Annotated in this window: 22 protein-coding genes; 11 read left to right on the plus strand and 11 right to left on the minus strand. The window is 59.3% G+C overall.

Going from position 1 to position 19971, the window contains the following annotated elements; all coding sequences use genetic code 11:
- Nucleotides 1-62 precede the first annotated feature (62 nt).
- From IMCC21224_RS20775 to IMCC21224_RS20795, 5 genes are read left to right on the plus strand one after another with little or no spacing between them, the layout of a single operon-like run.
- The gene (locus IMCC21224_RS20775; protein WP_053079121.1) at nt 63-896 is read left to right on the plus strand and encodes an IclR family transcriptional regulator; all 834 of its coding nucleotides are present in this window, start codon (nt 63-65) and stop codon (nt 894-896) included.
- Between the two features lie 37 nt (nt 897-933).
- Entirely contained in the window at nt 934-1929 is a 996-nt protein-coding gene (locus IMCC21224_RS20780) for a 2Fe-2S iron-sulfur cluster binding domain-containing protein (protein WP_047997485.1), read from the plus strand.
- Between the two features lie 30 nt (nt 1930-1959).
- Entirely contained in the window at nt 1960-2946 is a 987-nt protein-coding gene (locus IMCC21224_RS20785; RefSeq protein WP_047997486.1) for an ABC transporter substrate-binding protein, read from the plus strand.
- 20 nt (nt 2947-2966) lie between these two features.
- Entirely contained in the window at nt 2967-3788 is an 822-nt protein-coding gene (locus tag IMCC21224_RS20790) for a 3-methyl-2-oxobutanoate hydroxymethyltransferase (protein ID WP_047997487.1), read from the plus strand.
- The gene (locus IMCC21224_RS20795; RefSeq protein WP_047997488.1) at nt 3788-4639 is read left to right on the plus strand and encodes an alpha/beta hydrolase; all 852 of its coding nucleotides are present in this window, start codon (nt 3788-3790) and stop codon (nt 4637-4639) included. The genes IMCC21224_RS20790 and IMCC21224_RS20795 overlap by 1 nt, the downstream gene beginning before the upstream one ends.
- A gap of 65 nt (nt 4640-4704) precedes the next feature.
- Here IMCC21224_RS20795 and IMCC21224_RS20800 read toward each other — a convergent pair whose 3' ends face one another.
- Both IMCC21224_RS20800 and IMCC21224_RS20805 read right to left on the minus strand, forming a co-directional pair.
- Nucleotides 4705-5649 (minus strand): hypothetical protein, encoded by a 945-nt coding sequence (locus tag IMCC21224_RS20800; protein ID WP_047997489.1) that lies wholly within the window; start codon nt 5647-5649, stop codon nt 4705-4707.
- A 9-nt stretch (nt 5650-5658) separates the two neighbouring features.
- Nucleotides 5659-5952, minus strand: a complete 294-nt coding sequence (locus IMCC21224_RS20805) for a hypothetical protein (RefSeq protein ID WP_047997490.1) — start codon at nt 5950-5952, stop codon at nt 5659-5661.
- Nucleotides 5953-6061: 109 nt separating this feature from the next.
- On the opposite strand from IMCC21224_RS20805, the gene IMCC21224_RS20810 reads away from it, so the two are divergent.
- From IMCC21224_RS20810 to IMCC21224_RS20830, 5 genes are all read left to right on the plus strand, one after another.
- Entirely contained in the window at nt 6062-7165 is a 1104-nt protein-coding gene (locus tag IMCC21224_RS20810) for a zinc-binding dehydrogenase (protein WP_047997491.1), read from the plus strand.
- Nucleotides 7166-7169: 4 nt separating this feature from the next.
- Nucleotides 7170-8141: a GTP-binding protein gene (locus tag IMCC21224_RS20815; protein WP_047997492.1), complete on the plus strand. Its 972-nt coding sequence runs from the start codon at nt 7170-7172 to the stop codon at nt 8139-8141.
- 13 nt (nt 8142-8154) lie between these two features.
- A complete protein-coding gene (locus tag IMCC21224_RS20820) occupies nt 8155-8850 on the plus strand; it encodes a 4-carboxy-4-hydroxy-2-oxoadipate aldolase/oxaloacetate decarboxylase (protein ID WP_047997493.1) in 696 nt (231 codons plus the stop codon).
- A gap of 3 nt (nt 8851-8853) precedes the next feature.
- Complete coding sequence (locus tag IMCC21224_RS20825) at nt 8854-9879, plus strand: amidohydrolase family protein (RefSeq protein ID WP_047997494.1); 1026 nt, start codon at nt 8854-8856, stop codon at nt 9877-9879.
- 140 nt (nt 9880-10019) lie between these two features.
- Entirely contained in the window at nt 10020-10241 is a 222-nt protein-coding gene (locus IMCC21224_RS20830) for a DUF1127 domain-containing protein (RefSeq protein ID WP_047997495.1), read from the plus strand.
- 3 nt (nt 10242-10244) lie between these two features.
- Here the strand turns inward: IMCC21224_RS20830 and IMCC21224_RS20835 are convergent, their stop codons facing one another.
- Genes IMCC21224_RS20835 through IMCC21224_RS20850 form a run of 4 tightly spaced genes read right to left on the minus strand, consistent with a single transcriptional unit; the run spans nt 10245 to nt 13427 of the window.
- On the minus strand, nt 10245-11186 hold the full coding sequence (locus IMCC21224_RS20835) for a LysR family transcriptional regulator (RefSeq protein WP_369796058.1): 942 nt from the start codon (nt 11184-11186) through the stop codon (nt 10245-10247).
- Between the two features lie 12 nt (nt 11187-11198).
- Nucleotides 11199-12176: an EamA family transporter gene (locus IMCC21224_RS20840; RefSeq protein ID WP_047997496.1), complete on the minus strand. Its 978-nt coding sequence runs from the start codon at nt 12174-12176 to the stop codon at nt 11199-11201.
- A 19-nt stretch (nt 12177-12195) separates the two neighbouring features.
- Nucleotides 12196-12798 (minus strand): cupin domain-containing protein, encoded by a 603-nt coding sequence (locus IMCC21224_RS20845; RefSeq protein ID WP_047997497.1) that lies wholly within the window; start codon nt 12796-12798, stop codon nt 12196-12198.
- Nucleotides 12799-12800: 2 nt separating this feature from the next.
- Nucleotides 12801-13427 (minus strand): cupin domain-containing protein, encoded by a 627-nt coding sequence (locus IMCC21224_RS20850; protein WP_082135374.1) that lies wholly within the window; start codon nt 13425-13427, stop codon nt 12801-12803.
- Nucleotides 13428-13679: 252 nt separating this feature from the next.
- Between IMCC21224_RS20850 and IMCC21224_RS20855 the strand changes: the two genes are divergently transcribed.
- Nucleotides 13680-14003 carry a non-heme iron oxygenase ferredoxin subunit gene (locus tag IMCC21224_RS20855; RefSeq protein ID WP_047997498.1) on the plus strand — a complete coding sequence of 108 codons (324 nt, stop codon included), beginning with the start codon at nt 13680-13682 and terminating at the stop codon, nt 14001-14003.
- A 95-nt stretch (nt 14004-14098) separates the two neighbouring features.
- On the opposite strand, the gene IMCC21224_RS20860 is transcribed toward IMCC21224_RS20855, so the two are convergent.
- The 5 genes from IMCC21224_RS20860 to IMCC21224_RS20880 all read right to left on the minus strand — a co-directional run bounded on the left by IMCC21224_RS20860 (nt 14099) and on the right by IMCC21224_RS20880 (nt 19909).
- Nucleotides 14099-15616, minus strand: coding sequence for a tripartite tricarboxylate transporter permease (locus IMCC21224_RS20860; RefSeq protein WP_047997499.1), 1518 nt, complete (start codon nt 15614-15616; stop codon nt 14099-14101).
- 70 nt (nt 15617-15686) lie between these two features.
- Nucleotides 15687-16637 carry a tripartite tricarboxylate transporter substrate binding protein gene (locus tag IMCC21224_RS20865; RefSeq protein ID WP_053079123.1) on the minus strand — a complete coding sequence of 317 codons (951 nt, stop codon included), beginning with the start codon at nt 16635-16637 and terminating at the stop codon, nt 15687-15689.
- 86 nt (nt 16638-16723) lie between these two features.
- A complete protein-coding gene (locus tag IMCC21224_RS20870; protein WP_047997500.1) occupies nt 16724-17233 on the minus strand; it encodes a tripartite tricarboxylate transporter TctB family protein in 510 nt (169 codons plus the stop codon).
- A gap of 4 nt (nt 17234-17237) precedes the next feature.
- A complete protein-coding gene (locus IMCC21224_RS20875) occupies nt 17238-18710 on the minus strand; it encodes an ethanolamine ammonia-lyase reactivating factor EutA (RefSeq protein ID WP_047997501.1) in 1473 nt (490 codons plus the stop codon).
- Nucleotides 18707-19909 (minus strand): cupin domain-containing protein, encoded by a 1203-nt coding sequence (locus IMCC21224_RS20880; RefSeq protein WP_047997502.1) that lies wholly within the window; start codon nt 19907-19909, stop codon nt 18707-18709. Before IMCC21224_RS20880 ends, IMCC21224_RS20875 begins: the two co-directional genes overlap by 4 nt.
- Nucleotides 19910-19971: the final 62 nt, after the last annotated feature.

The raw sequence follows: 19971 nt of genomic DNA on the forward strand, positions 1-19971 counted from the left end.
GCATTGACTCAACAGCATTGTCATCCGAAAAATGGAACATGGTTCTACATAACGGAATGAGAATGACTGATAGTGAAACCCCCCCCACCCGCAAGGAAGTCAACCGCAACCCGCGCCGCGACAGCACCCGGCTGTCGTCGGTCACAACCGCGATACACCTTCTTAAAACATTTTCCGAACAAGACACAGAGCTGGGCATCAGCGACCTGGCCAAACGCCTTGGCGTCGCCAAAAGCACCGTGCATCGCCTTGCCGGCGCGCTGCTAGAAGAGGGACTGCTACAGCAGAACCCCGAGAACGGTCGGTATGCGCTTGGCGTCGGGCTGTTTTCGCTCGGCTCTCTGGTGCGATCGCGCCTTGACGTGACCAGCGAAAGCAAGCTGGTGCTGAACGCGCTGCGCGACAAAACCCAGGAAAACGTGCGCCTTGCCGTGCTTGAACGCGCCAGCGTGGTCTTCCTGCACGACTTTGAAAGCCCGCAAACTCTGCGCCTGAGGTCGAATACCGGCCAGCTTAAGCCTGCGTTCTGTACCGCCGAGGGGCTGTGCATCCTGTCGGGACTACGGGACAAATCACTCGACGCGTTTATGGCATTTGACCGTGAAAAGCGGACCGAAAAAACCGAGATCGAGGAAGAAGCCCTGCGCACCCGCATCCGCAAGGTCAAGCGGCAGGGCTATGCCGTTGAAGACGAGGAATGCGATGACGGCACCCGCTGTATCGCGGCACCGATCTATAACGGCGATGGCCGCATCGTTGCTGCTGTCGGCATTGCCGGCCCGCGCCTGCGGATTCGCAAGCGTCAGTTCCCGCAACTCGCCCCGCTGGCGATGGAGGCGGCGCAGGATATCTCGCAGCGTCTCGGATATATCAAACGACAGCCGATCTACATCTGACCGGACAAGGCTGCGAAGACGAGGAGAGCATAGGCCGATGGCAAGGATTACCAACGATCGCGACGGAGAAAGTTTCGATTGCAACCCCGACGATACGATCCTGCGGGCGGCTCTGCGGGCTGGGCAGGGGATGCCGTATTCGTGCAACGTCGGCTCGTGCGGCAATTGCCGATTCGAGCTGATCGAGGGCGAAGTGGTGCACCTGCGCGACGACGCCCCGGCCTGGAGCGAACGGGATCTCAAGCGCAACAGATGGCTGGGCTGTCAGGCCCGGCCCGTTGGCGATTGCCGGGTGAAATTTCGCGTCGACCCTGTGGCCGTACCACCAGCCCCGCCAATTCGGCGCGAAGCCGAATTGCTGGAGACCCGGAAGATCACCCGCGACATCACCGAATTCACCTTTGCGATCCAAGGGTCGGATGATTTCCGCCCCGGGCAATATGCCCTGCTCTCGGCCCCCGGGATCGACGGCGGGCGCGCCTATTCAATGGCGAACCTCCCCGGCGAAGGTGTCTGGCGGTTTATGATCAAACGGGTGCCCGGAGGCGGCGCGACGGGCTATCTGTTTGACAGCGCAACGCCGGGCGAGCGGATTTCAATCGACGGCCCCTATGGAACCGCCTGGCTGCGCCAGGGCGAAGAGCGCGATATACTGCTGATGGCGGGCGGTTCCGGCCTGTCGCCCATGGTGTCAATCGCCCGCGGTGCCCGCGCCGCCGGGATGCTCGACAATCGCAAGCTCGAATTCTTTTATGGCTGCCGCGCCACGCCCGATCTTTTTGAGCCGGACAATGTGCTTACGCCTGAACTGGCCAAACACGTCCACTTTACCGCCGCCTTGTCCGAACCCGGTGAGGGCTGGACCGGGCAGACCGGGTTCCTCCATGACGTGGTCAAGGCCACGACAGGCGAACGGTTGGCGCAGATGGATATCTTTTTTGCCGGCCCACCCGCGATGGCGCAGGCCATCCAGCTGATGGCCCATGAGGCCGGTGTACCGCAATCACAGCTATTTTTCGACGAGTTCTATTGAGCCGCAAGGCCATGCAAGGGGGAGGACAGAATGAGCAACATCAGCCTGACGCTGGGGTGCTGGGATTACGACCGGGTTCAGCCGTTGATCGATGGGCGGGTGCGTCCGGCGGGGATCGACCTCACCTTTCTTAACATGATTGTCGAGGAAACGTTTTTTCGCATGCTGCGCAATCACGAGTTCGATGCCTGCGAAATGTCGATGTCATCTTACACGGTTTCCCTGACACGGCCTGACCGCCCGTTTGTGGCGATCCCGGTGTTTCCCAGCCGGTTCTTTCGACACTCGTGCATTTACGTCAATGCCGCTGCGGGGATCGAAAAGCCCGAGGATCTGATCGGCAAACGGATTGGCGTTCCCGAATACCAGATGACCGCGCCAGTGTGGATCAGGGGCATCCTTCAGGATTACCACAACGTGCCGGTCGACAGCGTGACCTATGTTACGGGCGGCGAAGAAACCCCGAACCGCGATGAGAAACTCAAGCTTGACTTGCCCGACCGGATCCGAATCGAACGGATCGGGCCGACTGATACGCTGGCGCAGATGTTGGCCGACGGGCGGATTGATGCGCTGCACACCGCGCGCAAACCATCGACGTTCGACGGGCAAAAGGTAAAACGCCTGTTTCCCGATTTTGTGCCGGTCGAACAGGCCTATTGGCGCGACACCGGGATCTTTCCGATCATGCACGTGATTGCCATCCGGCGCGACGTCTACGAGGCAAACCGCTGGGTCGCGATGAACCTGTTCAAGGCGTTCCGCGAGGCGCAGGCGCTTTGCTACGAGGGATTGCAAGAGACGGCGGCGCTCAAGGGGATGCTGCCATGGTTCAACGCCCACGTTGAAGAAACGCTGGCCATGATGGGACCGGATTTCTGGCCCTACGGGCTGGATAAGAACCGCGACACGCTGGAAACCTTTCTGCGCTACCACCACGAGCAGGGGCTGTCGCCGCGCAAACTGGAGGTGGAAGAGATGTTCGCCCCAGAGGTGCTCGAAGAATTCGTGATCTGAACACCGAACAAGGAGTCGCTATGGACAAGGTGACAATCCCGGAGTTGCACCGGATGAAGCGCGACGGCGAAAAGATTTTCGGCGTTGTCGCATGGGATACGCACATGGCCGCGATTGCCGATCGCGTCGGGGTCGAGATCGTGTCGGTGGGCGATACGGTCGGAAAGAATATGTGGGGCCGTGACACGATGTTTGACATCTCGATGGACGAGATGATCTGCGTCACCCGCGCCGTGCGTCAGGGTGTCAAGCGGGCTCTGTTGTCAGCCGATTTTCCCTATGGCCCGCTGCAAGAAGGCGTTAACGAGGCCGTGCGCGCCGCGATCCGTTTCGTGAAAGAGGCCGGCGTCGACCTGATCAAGCTGGACGGCGCAGCGGACTACCCCGAGGCGGTCACCGCGCTGACCCGCGCGGGCATTCCTGTCTGGGCACAGTTCGGCATGACACCGCAGACGGCGATGGCGATGGGCATACCTTACGAAAATCAGGCGGCGGCGGGGCAGGATGTGGTGTCCGGCATGGAGGCCAAGATGCTGGCCGATGCAAAGATGCTCGAGGATGCCGGGGCGGTGCTGCTGGATTTCACCAACTCGGGTCCGGTGGTCGGTCCCAAAGTGGTCTCGGCCTCTGGCGTGCCAGTGATCGGCGGTTTTGGCGGGGGTCCCTGGCTGGACGGGCGCGTGCGCCTGGCGCAGGCGGCGGTCGGCTACAACGCCGCCGCGCTCGACAAGGAACCGAAAGGTTATGCCAATGTGGCGCGCGTGATCCACGACGCTTTGGCGGAATGCGCCAGCGACGTCCGCGAAGCCCGCCAGATCAAGGGTCAACCGGGGAGAAACTGATGCCAATTGCTGAAATCGACGGGATTGAAACCCGTTACGAGGTCATGGGCGATGGTCCGCCCCTGTTGATGTATTCCCCCGGCGGGTTTGACGCGCGGATCGAAAAGTGGAGCGACCTGGGCGTTTACAAGCGTATCCGGCTGCTCGACCACCTGCCACAGCACTTTCGCTGCATCCTGTTTGACCGCCGCGAGAACGGCCAGTCGGGCGGGCGTGTCGAAGTGGTGACATGGCAACATTTTGTGCGTCAGGGTGCCGGACTACTGGATCATCTCGGGGTGGACAAGGCGCATATCATGGGCGGGTGCATGGGATGCTGCCCGGTGTCGGCCTTTGGTGTGGCCCTGCCAGAGCGTACGCTTTCGATGGTGCATTTCTGGCCGGTTGGTGGCCCTAATTATCGGATCAGCGGCCACCAACGCTTTGCCCGCCACCTCGCCTATGCCGAGGAAAACGGCATGCAGGGCGTGGTTGATCTGGCCCGCAGCCATGACAAGAACTTTTCCGCTGATCCGCGCTGTGGTCCCTGGGCGCAACCGATCCGCAATTCCGAGGCGTTTGCCAGCGCTTATGCCGCAATGGATTTGTCGCGATATCTGCTGACAGTCAACGCCATGTATCGCGGGCTGATTGACCGCGATACATCGCCGGGCGCCGAACCAGAACAGTTGATGCAGCTCGACATTCCGTCGTTGATTGTACCTGGGGCGGATAATTTTCACTCTACCTCCGCTGCCCGCTATATGCAGGAATGTCTGCAAGGATCGGAGTACTGGGACATCCCGGCTGATGACCTGACCGAACAGAACGCCCCGACGCGACTGATCGACTTTCTCAAATCAGCAGACTGATTTGCCTCGCATTTGATAGCTGAACCCCCGCCAGAGGTGTAACCCTCTGGCGGGGTGGATGCAGCTTAGCCCACCAACTCAAGCACTTCTGGTGCAAACAGGTCTGTCAGCGGTACCGGCGCAGGGATGATCCCCTGAGCGACGGCATGTGACATCAACCGCTCAAGAATGTCCTGATTTGGAGCGATGCCATAGGGCAGCGGATCGGGCTGTGTTTCCATCACTGCGCTGTGCACCTTGTCGATGGCTGTCGGATTGGCAATCTGACCCGCCCGCAGCGCCGCGACATAGCGCCGTTTGGATTGCGCAAAACCCTCAAAAAGCTGGGTCGCCAAACCGGGATTGGCCGCGAGCACATCATTGCGGATCGCGACAAGGTGGTTGATCGGGTAAAATCCACGCTCGCGAAACGCCCGTAGCCCTGCATCACCGGGATTTTCGATCAGCGGTGCCATGTGGTCGCCCGTCGCCCCAAGGCCGACGCCGGCATCCAGCGTACCCGCCGCAATCTGCGCGGCCACATCGCCCGTGCCACCCAGATCTTCGACAAATGTCGGGGGAGCATAGCTCGCAACATGTTCAACATCCGAGCGGGCCCATGTCACTGTTTCCGGCTCTACCCCATGCTCTTCGGCCAGAACTGCGCGGGCCCAGACGCCAGTGGTGACAGTATAGCCCCGCTGCACCCCGACACGTTTGCCAATCACGTTGCGCGGCGTCGTGATCGACCCGCCAACGCGCCGAACTGCCGCCTTGTGGTGGAAGTCACGCACCAGAAAGACCGGGATCGCGGTCAGTTCGGCCCCGTGCGCGCGGGCGCAGATATAGGTTGTCAGCGCCAGTTCAGTAACCTCATAGGCCCCTTCGCGCACCATTTTGCGAAACGCGCGCACCAGCGGGTCCACCTCTTCCCACTCCAGTGCAAAGTCGGGCAACGCGACCTCGCCTGCCTTGATCGCGCGATTGTTGCCTTGCTGGCGCGATATGATGTGTATTCCGGTTTTTGGCATCTTTCCTCCTTAACAACAGTCAGGTTCGCCTGTGTCTTTGAGCGTGGTCAAAAGCCATCCCACAGGCAGATCGTTTTCTTCCACCGCACGGGCGGGTTTAAAGACACGCAGGCGGTATCGCTCGCCCGCCTGGTCGCGAAACCTTACGACAGTGTCGCGCGGTGGCAGGCCGGGAACGGCGGTCTCTTCTTCGCTCACCAGTACGAGGCAGTTTCTATCGAGCGAAAACCGCGCCCGCACCCAGACTTCGATACGCTCAAGCGCGGCGGTGTTTTCTACCGGGCCAGCAAGTCTGCGAAACATTGTCGGTGTCCTTGGTCAAAATCAATTAGTTCCTCTATATGGAACTTGGTTCTTGAATGCAGTCTGACGCTTTGCTACCGATGGGTCAACCGACAAGTGGGAGGAAACCTTGGCAGAATCTGTCCTTGCCGCCGTGCGAACGGCGCCCGAAACAACCGAATTTCGTGAATTCGATATGCCCGACGTGCCCGATGATGGCGCACTGCTAAAGGTCGAAGTGGCCGGCATTTGCGGCACCGATGTAAAGTTTTATTCCAAGCCGCCGATCACCGATCCGGTGATCATGGGGCATGAAAATATTGGCTACATCGCCAAGGCTGGCAAAAGCTTTCAAAAGCGGCGCGGGCTGAAAGAAGGTGATCTGGTGTTTGCCGAACATTACGTCGGCTGCATGAATTGCGAACATTGCCACCGGGGCGAATATCGCCTGTGCATGGCAACGGACTGGCGCAAGAACCCCGAGGGCATTCGCTTTGGCTACACCAGTGCCAACCGCGCACCGCATCTCTGGGGCGGCTTTGCGCAATATATGTATCTGCCGTGGAATGCGATCCTGCACAAAGTGCCCGATGGCCTGTCACCCGAACTGGCTGGCGTTGTCACCCCAATGGCGAACGGCATCCAGTGGGCGCTGTTTGACTGCGGTGTCGGCTACAATTCGCGCGTGCTGGTACAGGGTCCGGGGCAGCAGGGGCTAAGTCAGGTTGTGGCCTGCCGACAGGCCGGTGCCGCACTGATCATCGTGACCGGCACCAACAAGGACGTGAAACGACTGGACGTCGCGCTAAAGTTGGGTGCCGATTACGTCATCAACGTCGAGACAGAAGACCCGGTTGAACGTATCCGCGAAATCACCAGCGGCGAAGGCGTCGATGTTGCGCTGGATTGCACGGCGGGTGCTGGTACAGCGCCAATCCTGCTTGGGATTGAGGCGCTGAAGCGCAAAGGTGGCAGTCTTCTGGTACAACAGGAGGTGGGCGAATTCCCCAACTTCCCGCTTGCCAAGTTGTGCAACAAATATGCCACTGTCAAATGCGCCCGCGGCCACAACTACGAATCTTGCGAACTGGCGCTGCAACAGCTTAACTCTGATCGGTTCGATCTGGATTTGATCACCACGCACCGCTTTGGGTTGAAGGACACCCATGACGCGATCAAAGCGGTTGGCGGGTCCGGGGATGTGATCCACGTCTCGATGATGCCCTGGCAGTAGAGTGATGAACCCGCGCATCCCTGTAACGGTCGTGACCGGATACCTGGGCGCGGGAAAAACGACGCTGGTGAACCACCTGCTCAAGCAGGAAGGCATCGGACGGGTCGCGGTGATCGTCAACGAATTTGGCGACATCGGGTTGGATGGCACCCTAATCCAAAGCGGCGACGAAGAGCTGTACGAGCTTAGTTCGGGCTGCATCTGTTGCGTCGTCCGCGTCGACCTGATCCGCACCCTGCGCGCCATCACCGAAGCCACGCCAAAGCCCGACCGGATCGTGATCGAAACCACGGGCCTCGCCAACCCGTCACCCGTGATCCAGACGTTTTACGGCGACCAGCTGCTTGCGGCGCGCTGCCGTCTTGATGCGGTAGTGACCGTGGCTGACGCGCTGCATGTCGCCGCGCAGATGAGCGACAGCGACGACGCGGTGGATCAACTGGCCTTGGCCAGTGTGATCCTGCTGAACAAAGCGCGCGATGCTAAGGCGCTGGAGGATGTCGAGGCGAAAATTCGCGCGGTGAACCCGTTTGCCCCGATCCACCGCATCGACAGGGGTCGGGCCGATCCCGGCCTTGTGCTGGATACCGGCGGGTTTGACCTTGACCGTGTGTCGGATCTGGGCCCGCCAGAGACAAACGACGACCATCACCACGATCATGGCCCCAGCGGAATCACCAGTGTCACCGTCAGTACCGACGCGCCGCTTGACGCTGATGCGCTCGAATTCTGGTTGGCCGGGTATCTCGGAGTTCATGGTCCATCCATTCTGCGCACCAAGGGGATCATCTGGGCCGCAGGAGCACAGCGCAAATTGGTGATTCAGGCGGTTCACATGCTGCTCGAAGGGGATTTCACAACCCCTTGGGACACAGATGGTCCACATCAGTCCCATATGGTTTTCATCGGGCGCAATCTCAATCAAACTGAGCTGCGCGATGGGGTGTTGTCCTGTCGCGCCACGATATCCGCCTAAAGGGAGCCCCCAAATGCCTGTTGTTCTGACCAATATCAAACGCGCCGATCCCGAGGCCACGGCCCAGCTTGGGAAATACGGTGTGGCGACTGTCCACGAAGCAATGGGACGCGTCGGCTTGATGCATCAGCGGCTAAAGCCGATCTACAAAGGCCCGGTGATCAGCGGCACCGCCGTGACCTGCACTTTGCCGCCCGGGGACAACTGGATGATCCATGTCGCCATTGAGCAGTGCCAGCCCGGCGACATTCTGGTCGCGGCGCCGATTGCCGAGGCGCATTCCGGCTATTTCGGTGATCTGCTTGGCACGCTGTGCAAGGCGCGCGGACTCAGGGGGCTGATCATCGACGCCGGTTGCCGGGATATTGACGATCTTGCCGAAATCGGGTTTCCGGTCTGGTCCCGCTCCGTCTGCGCCCATGGCACGGTCAAGGAAACGCTGGGCGACGTGAACCTACCGGTAAGCTGTGGCGACACTCTGGTGAACCCCGGCGATGTGATCGTCGCCGATAGCGACGGGGTTGTCGTGGTGCCCAGACGCAAAGCCGCCGAAGTGGCGGCAGCCGCGCAGGCCCGTGAGGAAAAAGAGGCGCGCATTCGCGTCCGTTATCAGCAAAAAGAACTGGGCCTCGACATGAATAATATGCGCCCGACGTTGGAACAAAAAGGTTTGACGTATATGGATCAGGCAGATTTTGAGGGAGAGTAAGATATGATCATCGACTGCCACGGCCATTATACCACCGAACCTGCGGCCTTTATGGGGTTCCGCAAAGCGCAGATCGCACATTTTGACGATCCGACCGGCACCGCTGCGCCCGTTTTGGGTGCGATTTCCGATGACGAAATTCGCGAATCGATTGTCAACAACCAGTTGAAGGCCCTCAAAGATCGCGGCGCCGATATGACGATCTTTTCGCCGCGCGCCTCGGGTATGGGACATCACATCGGCGACGAGGCCGTGTCGCTGGAATGGACGCGACTGTGCAACGACATGATCCACCGTGTCACGCAACTGTTCCCCGAAAACTTTATCGGGGTCTGCCAACTGCCGCAATCACCCGATGCGCCGATCGAAAATTCAATTGCCGAGCTTGAGCGTTGCGTGAACGATTTGGGCGTTGTCGGTTGCAACCTCAACCCTGATCCGTCGGGCGGCATGTGGACGGGGCGCCCGCTGACTGACAAAACTTGGTATCCGTTCTTTGAAAAAATGGTCGAACTGGATGTCCCGGCAATGATCCACGTCTCGGGATCATGTAACCAGAATTTCCATGCCACCGGCGCGCACTATATGAACGCCGACACCACCGCGTTCATGCAATTGTTGCAGGGGGATCTGTTTACTGATTTTCCTGAACTGCGGCTGATCATTCCGCATGGTGGCGGTGCGGTGCCTTATCATTGGGGCCGGTATCGCGGTCTTGCCGACATGCTGGGCAAACCGCATCTGCGCGAACATGTGATGAAGAACGTCTATTTCGATACCTGCGTCTATCACCAGCCCGGCATCGACTGCCTGTTCAAAGTGATCGACGTGGACAACATCCTGTTCGCCTCTGAAATGTTCGGCGCTGTCAAAGGTGTCGATCCCGAGACCGGACATAACTTTGACGACACCAAACGCTATGTGGATGCGCTGGACATCCCCGCTGCGGACAAGGCGAAGGTTTTCGAGGGCAATGCACGGCGGGTTTACCCACGCCTAGACACAGCGCTGAAGGCGCGCGGCCTTTAAAGGCAATTTGTGGACCGGCGTTCCAGACTGCCGGTCCACAAGCTCTGCGCCTGCGGAATACCCGTCATGGCGGAGACTATGTAAGCTTGATTTATTGGTGTTTTTGCTTATGTTGCGGTGCAGCATAAAGGACAACAATTATGACCACTCTTACAGCAAACCCAACCCCGTCTCTGGCACAGATCCTCGCTTCGATTGCGCCCCAAAAGCGCGGCTTTGATCTGTTCGGTTTTGGCCTCGGGTATCGTGCGTACCAGACGTATACCCATCTCTCGGCGATGTCGGATTCGCAGTTGAACTCCCTGGGCCTCAAGCGGGCAGAGCTGGCCGGTGTGGCGATGGATTCAGTGAGCAATCGCTAATCCTTAGGCCAGCTTGCGCGTAATCGGACCCTCGGCCGAGCAAAGTCTGTCGGCGATCGCATCAATGAAGGCGTCAAAATCGGGGCCGATCCCGGTCAGCGCCCGGTCTTGTGGCGCCACAAAAGCGAGCGTTCGCACAACGGCGGGCGAAATGATCCGACGGGCAACAAATTCGCCCTTCGTAATCTCGCCTTCAGCCGCGCCCCAGGGCATGACAGCTGCCGCTGCCCCTTTTGATACCAGGTTTTTGACCGCACGGATCGATTGCACTTCGTAGGCGACATTCAGCGTCATTCCCAGACGCTCGCAGATCGCGCCCAGCGTACGCGTCACAACATCCTGAGTGCCAGTCAGCGCCAGCTCGTGTGAGATCACTTCGCGGAAAGTGATCGGCCCCTCTTCACCGCCTTCGGTCTTGGCCGCAAAAAAGAACAGGTCTTCCTCGAGCAACGCACGTCGGCTGAAACGGCTGTCGATATCCAGTGCAAATGTCAGGGCGCAGTTCAATTCACCCTGTTGCAACTGCCGCATCAGCACAAAACTGAAATCTTCGATCAGATGAAGATTGGTGCCGGGCAGCATATCGCCAAGCTGGGTGACGATTTCATCCCCCACCAGCCGGACGATGCTGGGTGTGACCCCCAGGCGCACAGTTGAATTTCGCCCGGCGGCCATTGTTCGCACCGCGCGTTTGGCTTCATCAACCTTGGCAAGGATTTCTTCGGCGTGGAGCCTTAGCAATTCCCCGCTGGGCGTCGCACGAACACCGCGCGAATGACGCTCCAGCAACGCCACGCCCAACTCTTCCTCAAGGTTGCGGATCTGAATGCCCAAGGCGGTCTGAGCCACGTGCAGCTCTTTGGCGGCGCCGGACATATTGCCGGTTTCCAATGCCTTGCGAAAGTAAATGAGCTGCTTAAAGTTGATGGCACGACCCTCGGCTATAAATACTTGCGCTCAGACCAACGGTTTCGCCAGTTGTTGCGCCAGTATTTCGGGAACTTGCAAAAAACCAAGCAGCATTTCGGTATCAGCCGCCAGTGCAACCGCCCCCAGCACCGCAAGCAGGATCGAGAACACCACCCAGCGGTCAAACACCTCATGCTCGCGGTTGATCAGCGCGTTGAATATCAGGCGGAATACGACCGACAGTCGCTGGATTGGCACCACCACGGACAACGGCGCAACCGCCAGGGCGAGATAGCGGAACAGCTGCGACAGGGCGACAAAGATCGTCGACAACAGGAACCAACGGGCCGAACTACGCTCGATACTGCGCATGTAGCCAAATCCGCCGGCAAAGATCACCAGCACAACCACGACGACCGCCGCCGCCGTGTAGGACACCAGGACGCCGCCGACACTATCGGCCAGCGTCGCCCCTTCGCCCAGGCCAAGCGCGATGAACAATGGCGAGATGCCGTATCCCAGTGCCGATACCCCGCCCCAGAACAGCCCCGGCCCGATCTGTGGTTCAAAACCCTTGGCCGCGCCGGCCTTTTTCGCAGCTGTGCGGCGGCGTACCACCATCATTGGCCCGACGATTACCAACAGGATGCCGATGACATTGATGGTATTCACGCTTTCGTCGAGAAAGATGAACCCCAGTACCAAAGCCACCAGGATCGACACTTGCTGAACCGGTGTTGAAAGGGTGGAACCGAGGGTCTGGGTGGCGCGATAGTTGCCGTAGCGGCCGATGACAAAGTGGATCACCCCGGCCGCCATCATCCAGATCCAACTGTCGAGTTCCCAGTCGCGCAGCGCCTCGAATCCACCCATGACAGCCGCGAAGCCGATAAAAATCGGCACCCCCAGTGGCACCGTGATCGCCATAGCCTGCATGACGCTTGCCCGCAGCACACCGCGGCGGACAGTGGCATTATTCAGCCCGAAAAAGCCCGCCGAAGCAAAGGCAAGGATGGCACCCAGCATGTGTCAGTGTACTCCCGGCTTAGCGCGCGCCGCGCAGAAACGCGCCCACGATTTCGGGTGTCAGGGTCACGTCGGGGTCATATTCTGGCGCATCCTCAATCTGCTCAAGGTCATTCAGCCCGCATTGTTTGAAGATCCGGTTGATGACCGAAATCAGCCGCAAGGGCCGTTCGGGATCGGCGTTGAAATGCTGGTGGATCGTGTTCGGCGGCACATAGATCACATCGCCCGCCTCGTATTCCCATTTGGACACCTTGTCCTGCGGTTTCCAGAAATAGGTGTCGGTTATCTCGACATCGCAATCCTGATGCAGATCGTACCCCTTGCCTTCGACCACATACAGGCACTCTTCGGCAAGGTGGCGGTGCTTGCCCGATTTGGAACCGGGCGGAACAATCTGCATATAGGCGTCCATCGTTTCGATCCGGGTGTTCATCGACTCGTTGATGAGGTGCTTTAGCAGCCCCTGGCGGGACATTTCCCACGGCATATCCTGCGGATGGACAACCTTTTTTCGCTCGGCATCGCGCGCCGGACGCGCGGCGGCATCATCCAGCAGATCCTGATAAAGGCCCATATTCTCGGTCCCGTCGAGCCAGACGGAAGTCTCTCCCCATGCCATGATCAGTAGCCCTCTTCAGGATGATTAAAATCGTCTTCTTCTTCGCGCACGGTAAAGTTTTCGCCACCGGGTGCTGGGGTGGTATCGCGCGGTTCAACAGTTTTCTGGAACAGCATGTTCATGAACACGAACATTGGTTTGGTTTTCAGCACCAGCGCGCGGGCGGGTTTGGTATCTGACGCGTTAAAGTGTTGATGGACGCAGTTGTTGTGAACAATCGCCACGTCTCCGGCCTTCCACTCGTACTTGATCTCGTCATGGATCTCGTAACCTTCGCCGTCGAGGATATAAAACGCGGCCTCGTTGACGTGGCCATGCTTTTGGCTTTTGCCGCCGGGGCCGTATTCCTCAAGATGCAGGTGGAATAGCTGGGTGATACCGTCCTTTGGCTCCACATAGTGGCGCGAGTAGGCCTGTGGCCCGTCAACAAATTTTATCTCGCTCGCCTTACGGACACGGGGCATGGCGCGCAGGCGTTCCAGTTCCCAGCCCAGATTATACCCGCCCTGAATTGGACGCACAAAAATCCGGTCTTTCTGGCTGTGATAATAGCCCGCAGGTCCGGGGGCCGTGCTGTCGTCATGATCGTGGTCATGCGCCTCTTGCGGTTCATCTGTTTTCTTGTCCATTTCGGATCCTCCTTGGGGCCGACTGTAGCGCGCAACGTTATGCAGAACAATATTCTTTCATGTGGAATACTCACGGGAGGTTGCGAATTTTGGATGCGAATTTAGTTGAAAACAAAGGGTTTTCAGTGGCAACTTACCTCTTGCCCGGCCCTTCCGCATCGCGGAACGACTCAAAAAAATCAGCGTGCTATTTCTTGTATATGAAACAGTGTTCCACTTATTATCCTCGCAACGGTAATTTTTGAGGATCCCATGACAGATACTGAAAACCTGATCGAACTTTGCGCCAAATCTGACGTTCCCGAAGGTGGAATCATCAAGGTTGAAACCGACCGCCTCGAACTTGCGGTCTACCGCGTCGAGGATGAGTTTTTTGTCACCGACAACATGTGTACCCATGGCCCCGGTGAACTGTCCGAAGGGTATCTAGAGGGGCATGTGATCGAATGCGACTTTCATGGTGGCCAGTTTGATATCCGGGATGGTCAGGTCGTGGCGCCGCCCTGCCTGGTGCCACTGCTCATTTACAAAGTGGTGCCACATGAAACGGCGGTGATGATTGAGCCGCCTGAATAGCGGATGCACGCGTCGTCTGATCAATGCGTTTCGGGGGGCCAGATATTGGCCCCCCGTTTGGTTTCGCGTTAAAAGTCACAGCCGACGATCAAGCGTCAGACACGCTCGCGCCGCATCTTGCCACCAAACAGGCGCGTCTTGCGCAGCCCCGGCAGCAACAAGGTCAGAAGGATCAACACAATCAGGACAAGCGATTGCGGCCGTCCGGCCATAAAGCCCAACATGTCATAATCCGAGATCAGCTGAGTCTGGTGGAACGATCGCTCGGCGGTTTCGCCCAGCACCAGAGCAATCACCAGAGTCAGGCGCGGATAGTCAAAGCGGATCATCAGATAGCCCACCACCCCCATAACCATCGCAAGGATCACATCGCCCAGCTTGCCATCCAGCACGTAAACCCCGGTCAGTGACACCGCGACCACCACTGGCACCAGAAAATGGACGTTGACGTAGGTGATAAGCACCAGCCAGCGCGACAGCAGCAGCCCAATCACCGAAGCTCCAACCGCCGAAAGGGTCAGCGCGAGGATAAGACCGTAAACCTCGGCCTGATTCTGAAGCAGGATCGTTGGCCCCGGCTCAATCCCATGCAGCACAAGGATGCCGAGGAAAAGCGCAGTTTCAGCACTGCCGGGAATGCCAAAGGCCACCGTCGGCACCAGTGATCCGCCATCCTTGGCGTTGTTCGCGGCCTCTGGCGCGATGACGCCAAGGATGTTGCCCTTGCCAAAGCTTTCCGGGTTCTTGGACGATTGCACGGTCGACGTATAGGCGATGAAGCTGGCCACCGTGCCGCCCAGTCCGGGGATCGCACCGATGATGGTGCCGATGGCTGATCCACGCAGCAGCACCGTCCAGTTTTTGAAGACGGAAAGCACACCCTCCCAGACACCGGTGATCTTGCGGCCGGCGTCTTCACCCTTGGCGGCAACCGATCCACCTTTTAGCCCCAGTTCGATCATCTGGCTCAGGGCGAACATCCCGGTGAGCGTCGGCACCAAAGGCACGCCGTCCCATAGGTAGTCGCTGTCCAGAGCAAAGCGGATTTCGCCCGACACGGTATCAGACCCGACAAAGGCCAGCATCAGCCCGAAACCGCCGGCGATGAGGCCGCGCAGCAGCTTGCCTCGGGCCGAAACGGCAATGGCCACAAGGCCAAAGATGGTGAGCAAAAAGAACTCGGCAGGACCAAAGGCCAGCACCAGCTCGCGTGCCACCGGAATGACAAGCAGCAGGGTGAACAGCCCGATAAGACCGCCCATCGCAGAGGCTGCGGCTGAGGCACCGATCGCCAGCCCGGCCTTGCCCTGCTGCGCCAGCGGGTAGCCGTCAAAGGTGGTCGCGGCGTTTGGGGCGGTGCCCGGCGTGTTCAGCAGGATGGCGGTGATCGACCCACCAAACGACGTCGCCCCCATCACCCCGCCAGCCAGGTACATCGCATCGAGGCTTTCCATTGTGAACGTCACCGGGATCAGCAGCGCCAGCGCAGTGGTGCCGCCCAACCCCGGTATCACCCCAAAGCACAAGCCCAGCAGTACGCCGAGAAAAATATAAATGATCGAACCACTCGTGAAGACGGTAAAGGTCGCGTCGAGCAGGATATCCAAGCCCATGGTGTGGCTGCCTCGTGTTATATGTGGTGCGGGGCGGGCCGCATTTGGCGCCGCCCCATTGGTCAGGCGACTACTCGGACAGCACGTCTTTGTACTGCGCATAAAAGGTCATCAGATCCGACATGATCTTTGTGGCCGCAACTGCGCCCACCGGGTCCATCGGGTTGTTGGAGCTTTCGGACCATTCCGCCACCGAAGCCGAGTCGGCCGCCGCGATCAGCGCATCTGACAGCGCGTCGCGGATGTCATCGGGGATGCCCGGAGGGCCACCAACGATCCGGCGCAAGTCGAAATTGGCGAAGTCCGGGTACCCAAGTTCGGTCGAGGTTGGCACATCTTCGATCGAGCGTTCATTCTCAAAAGTCATGAGGATGCGTACATCGCCGCTCTCGGCATATTTCTGCAGCTGCGCCACCGGTTTGATGGTTGCATCAACTTCGCCGCGCATCAGGCCAACGATCGTATCTGTCGACCCTTTGTAGCCGGTTACGTTGATGATAGGACAATCAATCAGCGACATGGCGATCCGCGCCGTCACCGATGAGGTCGAGGCCGGGCCGGTATCCGAATGCTTGAACGGTTTGCCCTGTCCGCAGATGTCCTCAAGGCTTTGAAAGCTGCTGCCGGCCTTGACAGCAAGCGCGTATTTCGATGTGGCAAGGTTGGCGATCCAAGTCACATCCGTCAGATCATAGCCCGACGATTTTCCCAAAAGCTGCGGCACCGTCAGGCCCGGCACGTTAAAGATGCCGATGGTATAGCCGTCCGGGTCAGCACGATAGACCGTCGATGCCCCCTTTTGTCCGCCTGCGCCGGGAATATTTTCGACCACTACTTCGGTCCCGAGGATCTGTTCCAGCTCGGGCGCGACAGCGCGGACATAGGCATCAAAGCCGCCGCCGGGGCTGTAGGGCACCACAAATATAATCGGTTCTTCGGGCCATTCGGCGAATGCCGCCCCGGCGCTGGCGCCAAGCGCGGCGAGCGCCATAACGGCGCCCCGGATCAATTGATTTGGCATGTCGTTTCCTCCATTTTAGGTTTCTGTCCGCGTTGCTATCGCGGTTTCTGGTGGGTGCCTGGCGTGACCGGAATGCCCCGCCCCCTTCACCAAAGGCCCAGACCCTCGGCACCCAAAAGGACGCCGCGGTAAAGCCGGTAATCGAGCAGGATTTCAAACACGACCACCACGAATCCCAACACCACCAACCCCGAGATCAGCGAGGCCAGCCAGGGCTGTTTGCCCCGCAGGATCATGTAGCCAGTGATGAACAGAGGGATTGTCGGCAGGATGCCGATCAGCAGGAAGGCGACAATACAGCCGATCATCCAGCCAATTTGCATCAGCTCACTGCGCACAGTTGGGTCGTGAGTCATTTCACGATTGTTAAAATCGGCACCCAGTCCGATTTGCAGCGCGCGACCGACCCGATTGTCAAGCCGCGACACCATATCCAGCAGGCAAAGCAAAATTGTCACCGCGCCGACAACTGTGGGCATAAGCCGCGCCACCTTGCCATAGTCCTGCGCCCAGATCGTATAGCCAAGCGCGGCAGCACCAAGCAGCAGCGGCGGCCAGATCGCGCGAATTTTGCGGGGTATATTTTGTGAGGTCATAGGATCATCCGGTGGGAAACAGCAAGGATTTCACAACCACGGGCGCGGCCCCGGTTGCGCGGATTACGGCGCCGATGTCAACAAAATCGAACTCTGACAACTGTATACCGTCGATCGAAACGATTGGGCCGGGCACGTTCTCTTCGCTGCGCGCCTGCATACCAAGAAGGCCGCCGATATCACCGTCGCAGACCACCACCAGCGGATGACCCGTATCGATAAGCGGTCGCAATCCTGCCACCAGCCCCTTGGCCAGGGCGGCAAGGCGGTCGTAAGTGGCAGATCCTTGCCACGGTATCGCAATCGCGCAGGGGCTCTCACCGTGAGCCAAACCCATGCGTTCGATCGCGATACCGACCTCGACGGCAACCGCGTCAGCGTCGATCTCGTCGCCCAGCGAAAGCTTCGGCGCAATCACCGGTAAATTGCGCAGCGGCAAAGCGTCGCCCGGGTCAAGAAAGATCGTCGCCCCAGAAACCTGCACGGTGTATTGCGAAGCCCCGACAACAGTTGCGCGGATGCGCTGACGTGCCGCAACGATGGTGGCGGATCTAAGTTGTTCGATCACCGCGAGGGCAAGCTCAGGACCGAGATCGTCGGACAGCTGGCCGGGGCTGGCGATGTATTCCGAGACGCCGCCGGAAAAGACCAGCCGCGCCGTATCAGGCGGCACAATCGGTGCAAGGCGGAGGTAGCCCATGGGGTCCTGCCCGCAAAGCGCCTCGCAAATTCGCGTCGCCATGCCGGCGGCCAGGACAGTGCGTTCCTGCGCGCTCAACACTTCACCCAGCCCCTTGGCGATGCCTGCATCCGCGAGATGCCGCGCGCCATGCGGTTCGAGCCGCACAATGCGCCCGGCGCTGTCAAACGCCAGCAGCCGCGCCCCTACATCCAGCGCTGTCACAGCACCAACCTCACCGTCTTCACAAACGGCAAGTTTGGTTGTGCCGCCGCCGATATCAACGTTGACCACCGGGCCTTGCATCGACAGTGCCGCCGCGCCCGACCCTTGCGCCGCCATCAGTGTTTCCAGCGCATCCCCGGCGCTTACGGCCACAAATTTGCCCGCCTCACCGGCAAACAATTCGCCGATTGCACGCGCATTGGCGCGGCGCGCGGCCGTGCCGGTCAGGATCAACGCACCGGTATCGATCTTTTCGGGGGTCAGTCCTGATGCCACGTATTGGGCCGCAATAAAGCGACCCAAAGCACCCGCGTCGATGGTGTTTTCGGCCGCATAGGGGGTCAGCAGGATCTCGCTCTCGAACAAGACTTCGCGCGCCGCCACAATATAGCGCGTGTCCATCCGCTCTAAGGTGATCGACGAGAACAGCAGGTGCGAGGTCGACGACCCGATATCGACCCCGACCGAGATCAGCGCTATCTCATCCTCTTCGATCAGGCTGCGGCCCGCCTCAGAGAAAAAGATCCGCCCGCCGTCCTGTCCGGTTTCCGCAATCTCGCTCATCGCGTTCATTCAGGCTTCTCATAGAGCGCCGGATCCATCCGCACAGTTCCGCCGGTATCCTTGAGGTGCTGCTCGAACTCGGCGCGGATGTGCGGGTCTTCCATCCAGTAAGGGATCGAAGTGCCGCCTTCGGTGACGTCCATCGCGGTGTAGTCGATCTGCTTTTCGCCGGGCGGCAGGCCCGTCACCAGGCTGGGATGGTTCGGGCCGAACCAGGCCGAGAGGCGGAAGGGCTCTGGCGAAGTGTTGAAGTGCTGGTGATACCAGCGCGCGCCACCCGGCGCCGCACTGACAAGGCCAACTGGTTCATAGTCAACCCGCTTCACCTTGTCGGCGTGGCCATCTTTCCACGGGTTCACACCGCAATCTTCGGGCCACGTGTAGGTATACCCCTTGCCCTTGACACAGACCAGAACGGCGGCCGAGGTGTGGGCATGAGCCTTGGAATACTTGCCAGTCTCGTGCTGGCCGATCCACAGGTAGAACTTGTTGCCGGTCATGAAGGGTTCGACCCGCCGATACCCCGGCGAGCGGCGGTTATCGAGCGGCAGTTCGCAATTTATGACATCGGGCACGAGGTTGGTACGACGCATGGCCAGACCACGGATCGGATCGGGCTCCAGCTCTTCATTGGGTTTGTAGAAATCTTTTGAACCAGTGAAACGGCTGGTAAATTCATAGGGGCAGTCAAAGATGGCGTCGGTGTCGCCGATCAGGTTCATCAGATTCGGCGCCGTGGTTCCGCCCAGCAGCAATGCTGGGGAATTCGTGGCATTGACGATGCGATGATAGGCATTCACCGGGATTGAGAACATCGAACCGGTCTGCCATTCGAACACGTGTTTTGGTCCACCCTCGGTCAGCCACACCTCGGTCGAGCCGCGCCCCTCAACCACAAAATAGATCTCTTCATACAGATGTTTTTCGACCTTCAGCGCACCCGCCGACGGCACCTCAACCACGTAGTTGCCCCACTTTCCCTCAGTGCCGTGAAGCTGGATATAACTGCCGCGACCGCCCATCCGGTCCCATTTCACCAAAGGCAGGTTCTGCACCTTTGAAATGCCAACCTCGCGAAAGATCGGGATGCCGTCAGCCTCCATAAAGCGGTCATAATCCGACTGCGGCTGACCGAACCTGCCAAAGCCGGCCCGCTCACCCTGCGTTGGCTCGTGCCAATGCACCGAGCCATCCATGTCATGGGGCATTCATAGTTCCTCCCGATCCTTGTTGGGCGCATTGTGACTCCGATCTCGCCGGGGGTCAAAGT

It is taken from the genome of Puniceibacterium sp. IMCC21224 (assembly GCF_001038505.1).
Lineage (GTDB): Bacteria > Pseudomonadota > Alphaproteobacteria > Rhodobacterales > Rhodobacteraceae > Puniceibacterium.

Excerpts from the sequence above, each read along its gene's own strand:
- IMCC21224_RS20805 (WP_047997490.1), bottom strand. The coding sequence starts at position 5,952 with ATGTTTCGCAGACTTGCTGGCCCGGTAGAAAACACCGCCGCGCTTGAG.
- IMCC21224_RS20860 (WP_047997499.1), bottom strand. The coding sequence starts at position 15,616 with ATGGGCTTGGATATCCTGCTCGACGCGACCTTTACCGTCTTCACGAGT.
- IMCC21224_RS20880 (WP_047997502.1), bottom strand. The coding sequence starts at position 19,909 with ATGCCCCATGACATGGATGGCTCGGTGCATTGGCACGAGCCAACGCAG.
- IMCC21224_RS20830 (WP_047997495.1), top strand. The coding sequence starts at position 10,020 with ATGACCACTCTTACAGCAAACCCAACCCCGTCTCTGGCACAGATCCTC.
- IMCC21224_RS20800 (WP_047997489.1), bottom strand. The coding sequence starts at position 5,649 with ATGCCAAAAACCGGAATACACATCATATCGCGCCAGCAAGGCAACAAT.
- IMCC21224_RS20795 (WP_047997488.1), top strand. The coding sequence starts at position 3,788 with ATGCCAATTGCTGAAATCGACGGGATTGAAACCCGTTACGAGGTCATG.
- IMCC21224_RS20815 (WP_047997492.1), top strand. The coding sequence starts at position 7,170 with ATGAACCCGCGCATCCCTGTAACGGTCGTGACCGGATACCTGGGCGCG.
- IMCC21224_RS20825 (WP_047997494.1), top strand. The coding sequence starts at position 8,854 with ATGATCATCGACTGCCACGGCCATTATACCACCGAACCTGCGGCCTTT.
- IMCC21224_RS20790 (WP_047997487.1), top strand. The coding sequence starts at position 2,967 with ATGGACAAGGTGACAATCCCGGAGTTGCACCGGATGAAGCGCGACGGC.
- IMCC21224_RS20845 (WP_047997497.1), bottom strand. The coding sequence starts at position 12,798 with ATGGCATGGGGAGAGACTTCCGTCTGGCTCGACGGGACCGAGAATATG.
- IMCC21224_RS20785 (WP_047997486.1), top strand. The coding sequence starts at position 1,960 with ATGAGCAACATCAGCCTGACGCTGGGGTGCTGGGATTACGACCGGGTT.
- IMCC21224_RS20775 (WP_053079121.1), top strand. The coding sequence starts at position 63 with ATGACTGATAGTGAAACCCCCCCCACCCGCAAGGAAGTCAACCGCAAC.
- IMCC21224_RS20850 (WP_082135374.1), bottom strand. The coding sequence starts at position 13,427 with ATGGACAAGAAAACAGATGAACCGCAAGAGGCGCATGACCACGATCAT.
- IMCC21224_RS20855 (WP_047997498.1), top strand. The coding sequence starts at position 13,680 with ATGACAGATACTGAAAACCTGATCGAACTTTGCGCCAAATCTGACGTT.
- IMCC21224_RS20820 (WP_047997493.1), top strand. The coding sequence starts at position 8,155 with ATGCCTGTTGTTCTGACCAATATCAAACGCGCCGATCCCGAGGCCACG.
- IMCC21224_RS20865 (WP_053079123.1), bottom strand. The coding sequence starts at position 16,637 with ATGCCAAATCAATTGATCCGGGGCGCCGTTATGGCGCTCGCCGCGCTT.
- IMCC21224_RS20870 (WP_047997500.1), bottom strand. The coding sequence starts at position 17,233 with ATGACCTCACAAAATATACCCCGCAAAATTCGCGCGATCTGGCCGCCG.
- IMCC21224_RS20875 (WP_047997501.1), bottom strand. The coding sequence starts at position 18,710 with ATGAACGCGATGAGCGAGATTGCGGAAACCGGACAGGACGGCGGGCGG.
- IMCC21224_RS20840 (WP_047997496.1), bottom strand. The coding sequence starts at position 12,176 with ATGCTGGGTGCCATCCTTGCCTTTGCTTCGGCGGGCTTTTTCGGGCTG.
- IMCC21224_RS20780 (WP_047997485.1), top strand. The coding sequence starts at position 934 with ATGGCAAGGATTACCAACGATCGCGACGGAGAAAGTTTCGATTGCAAC.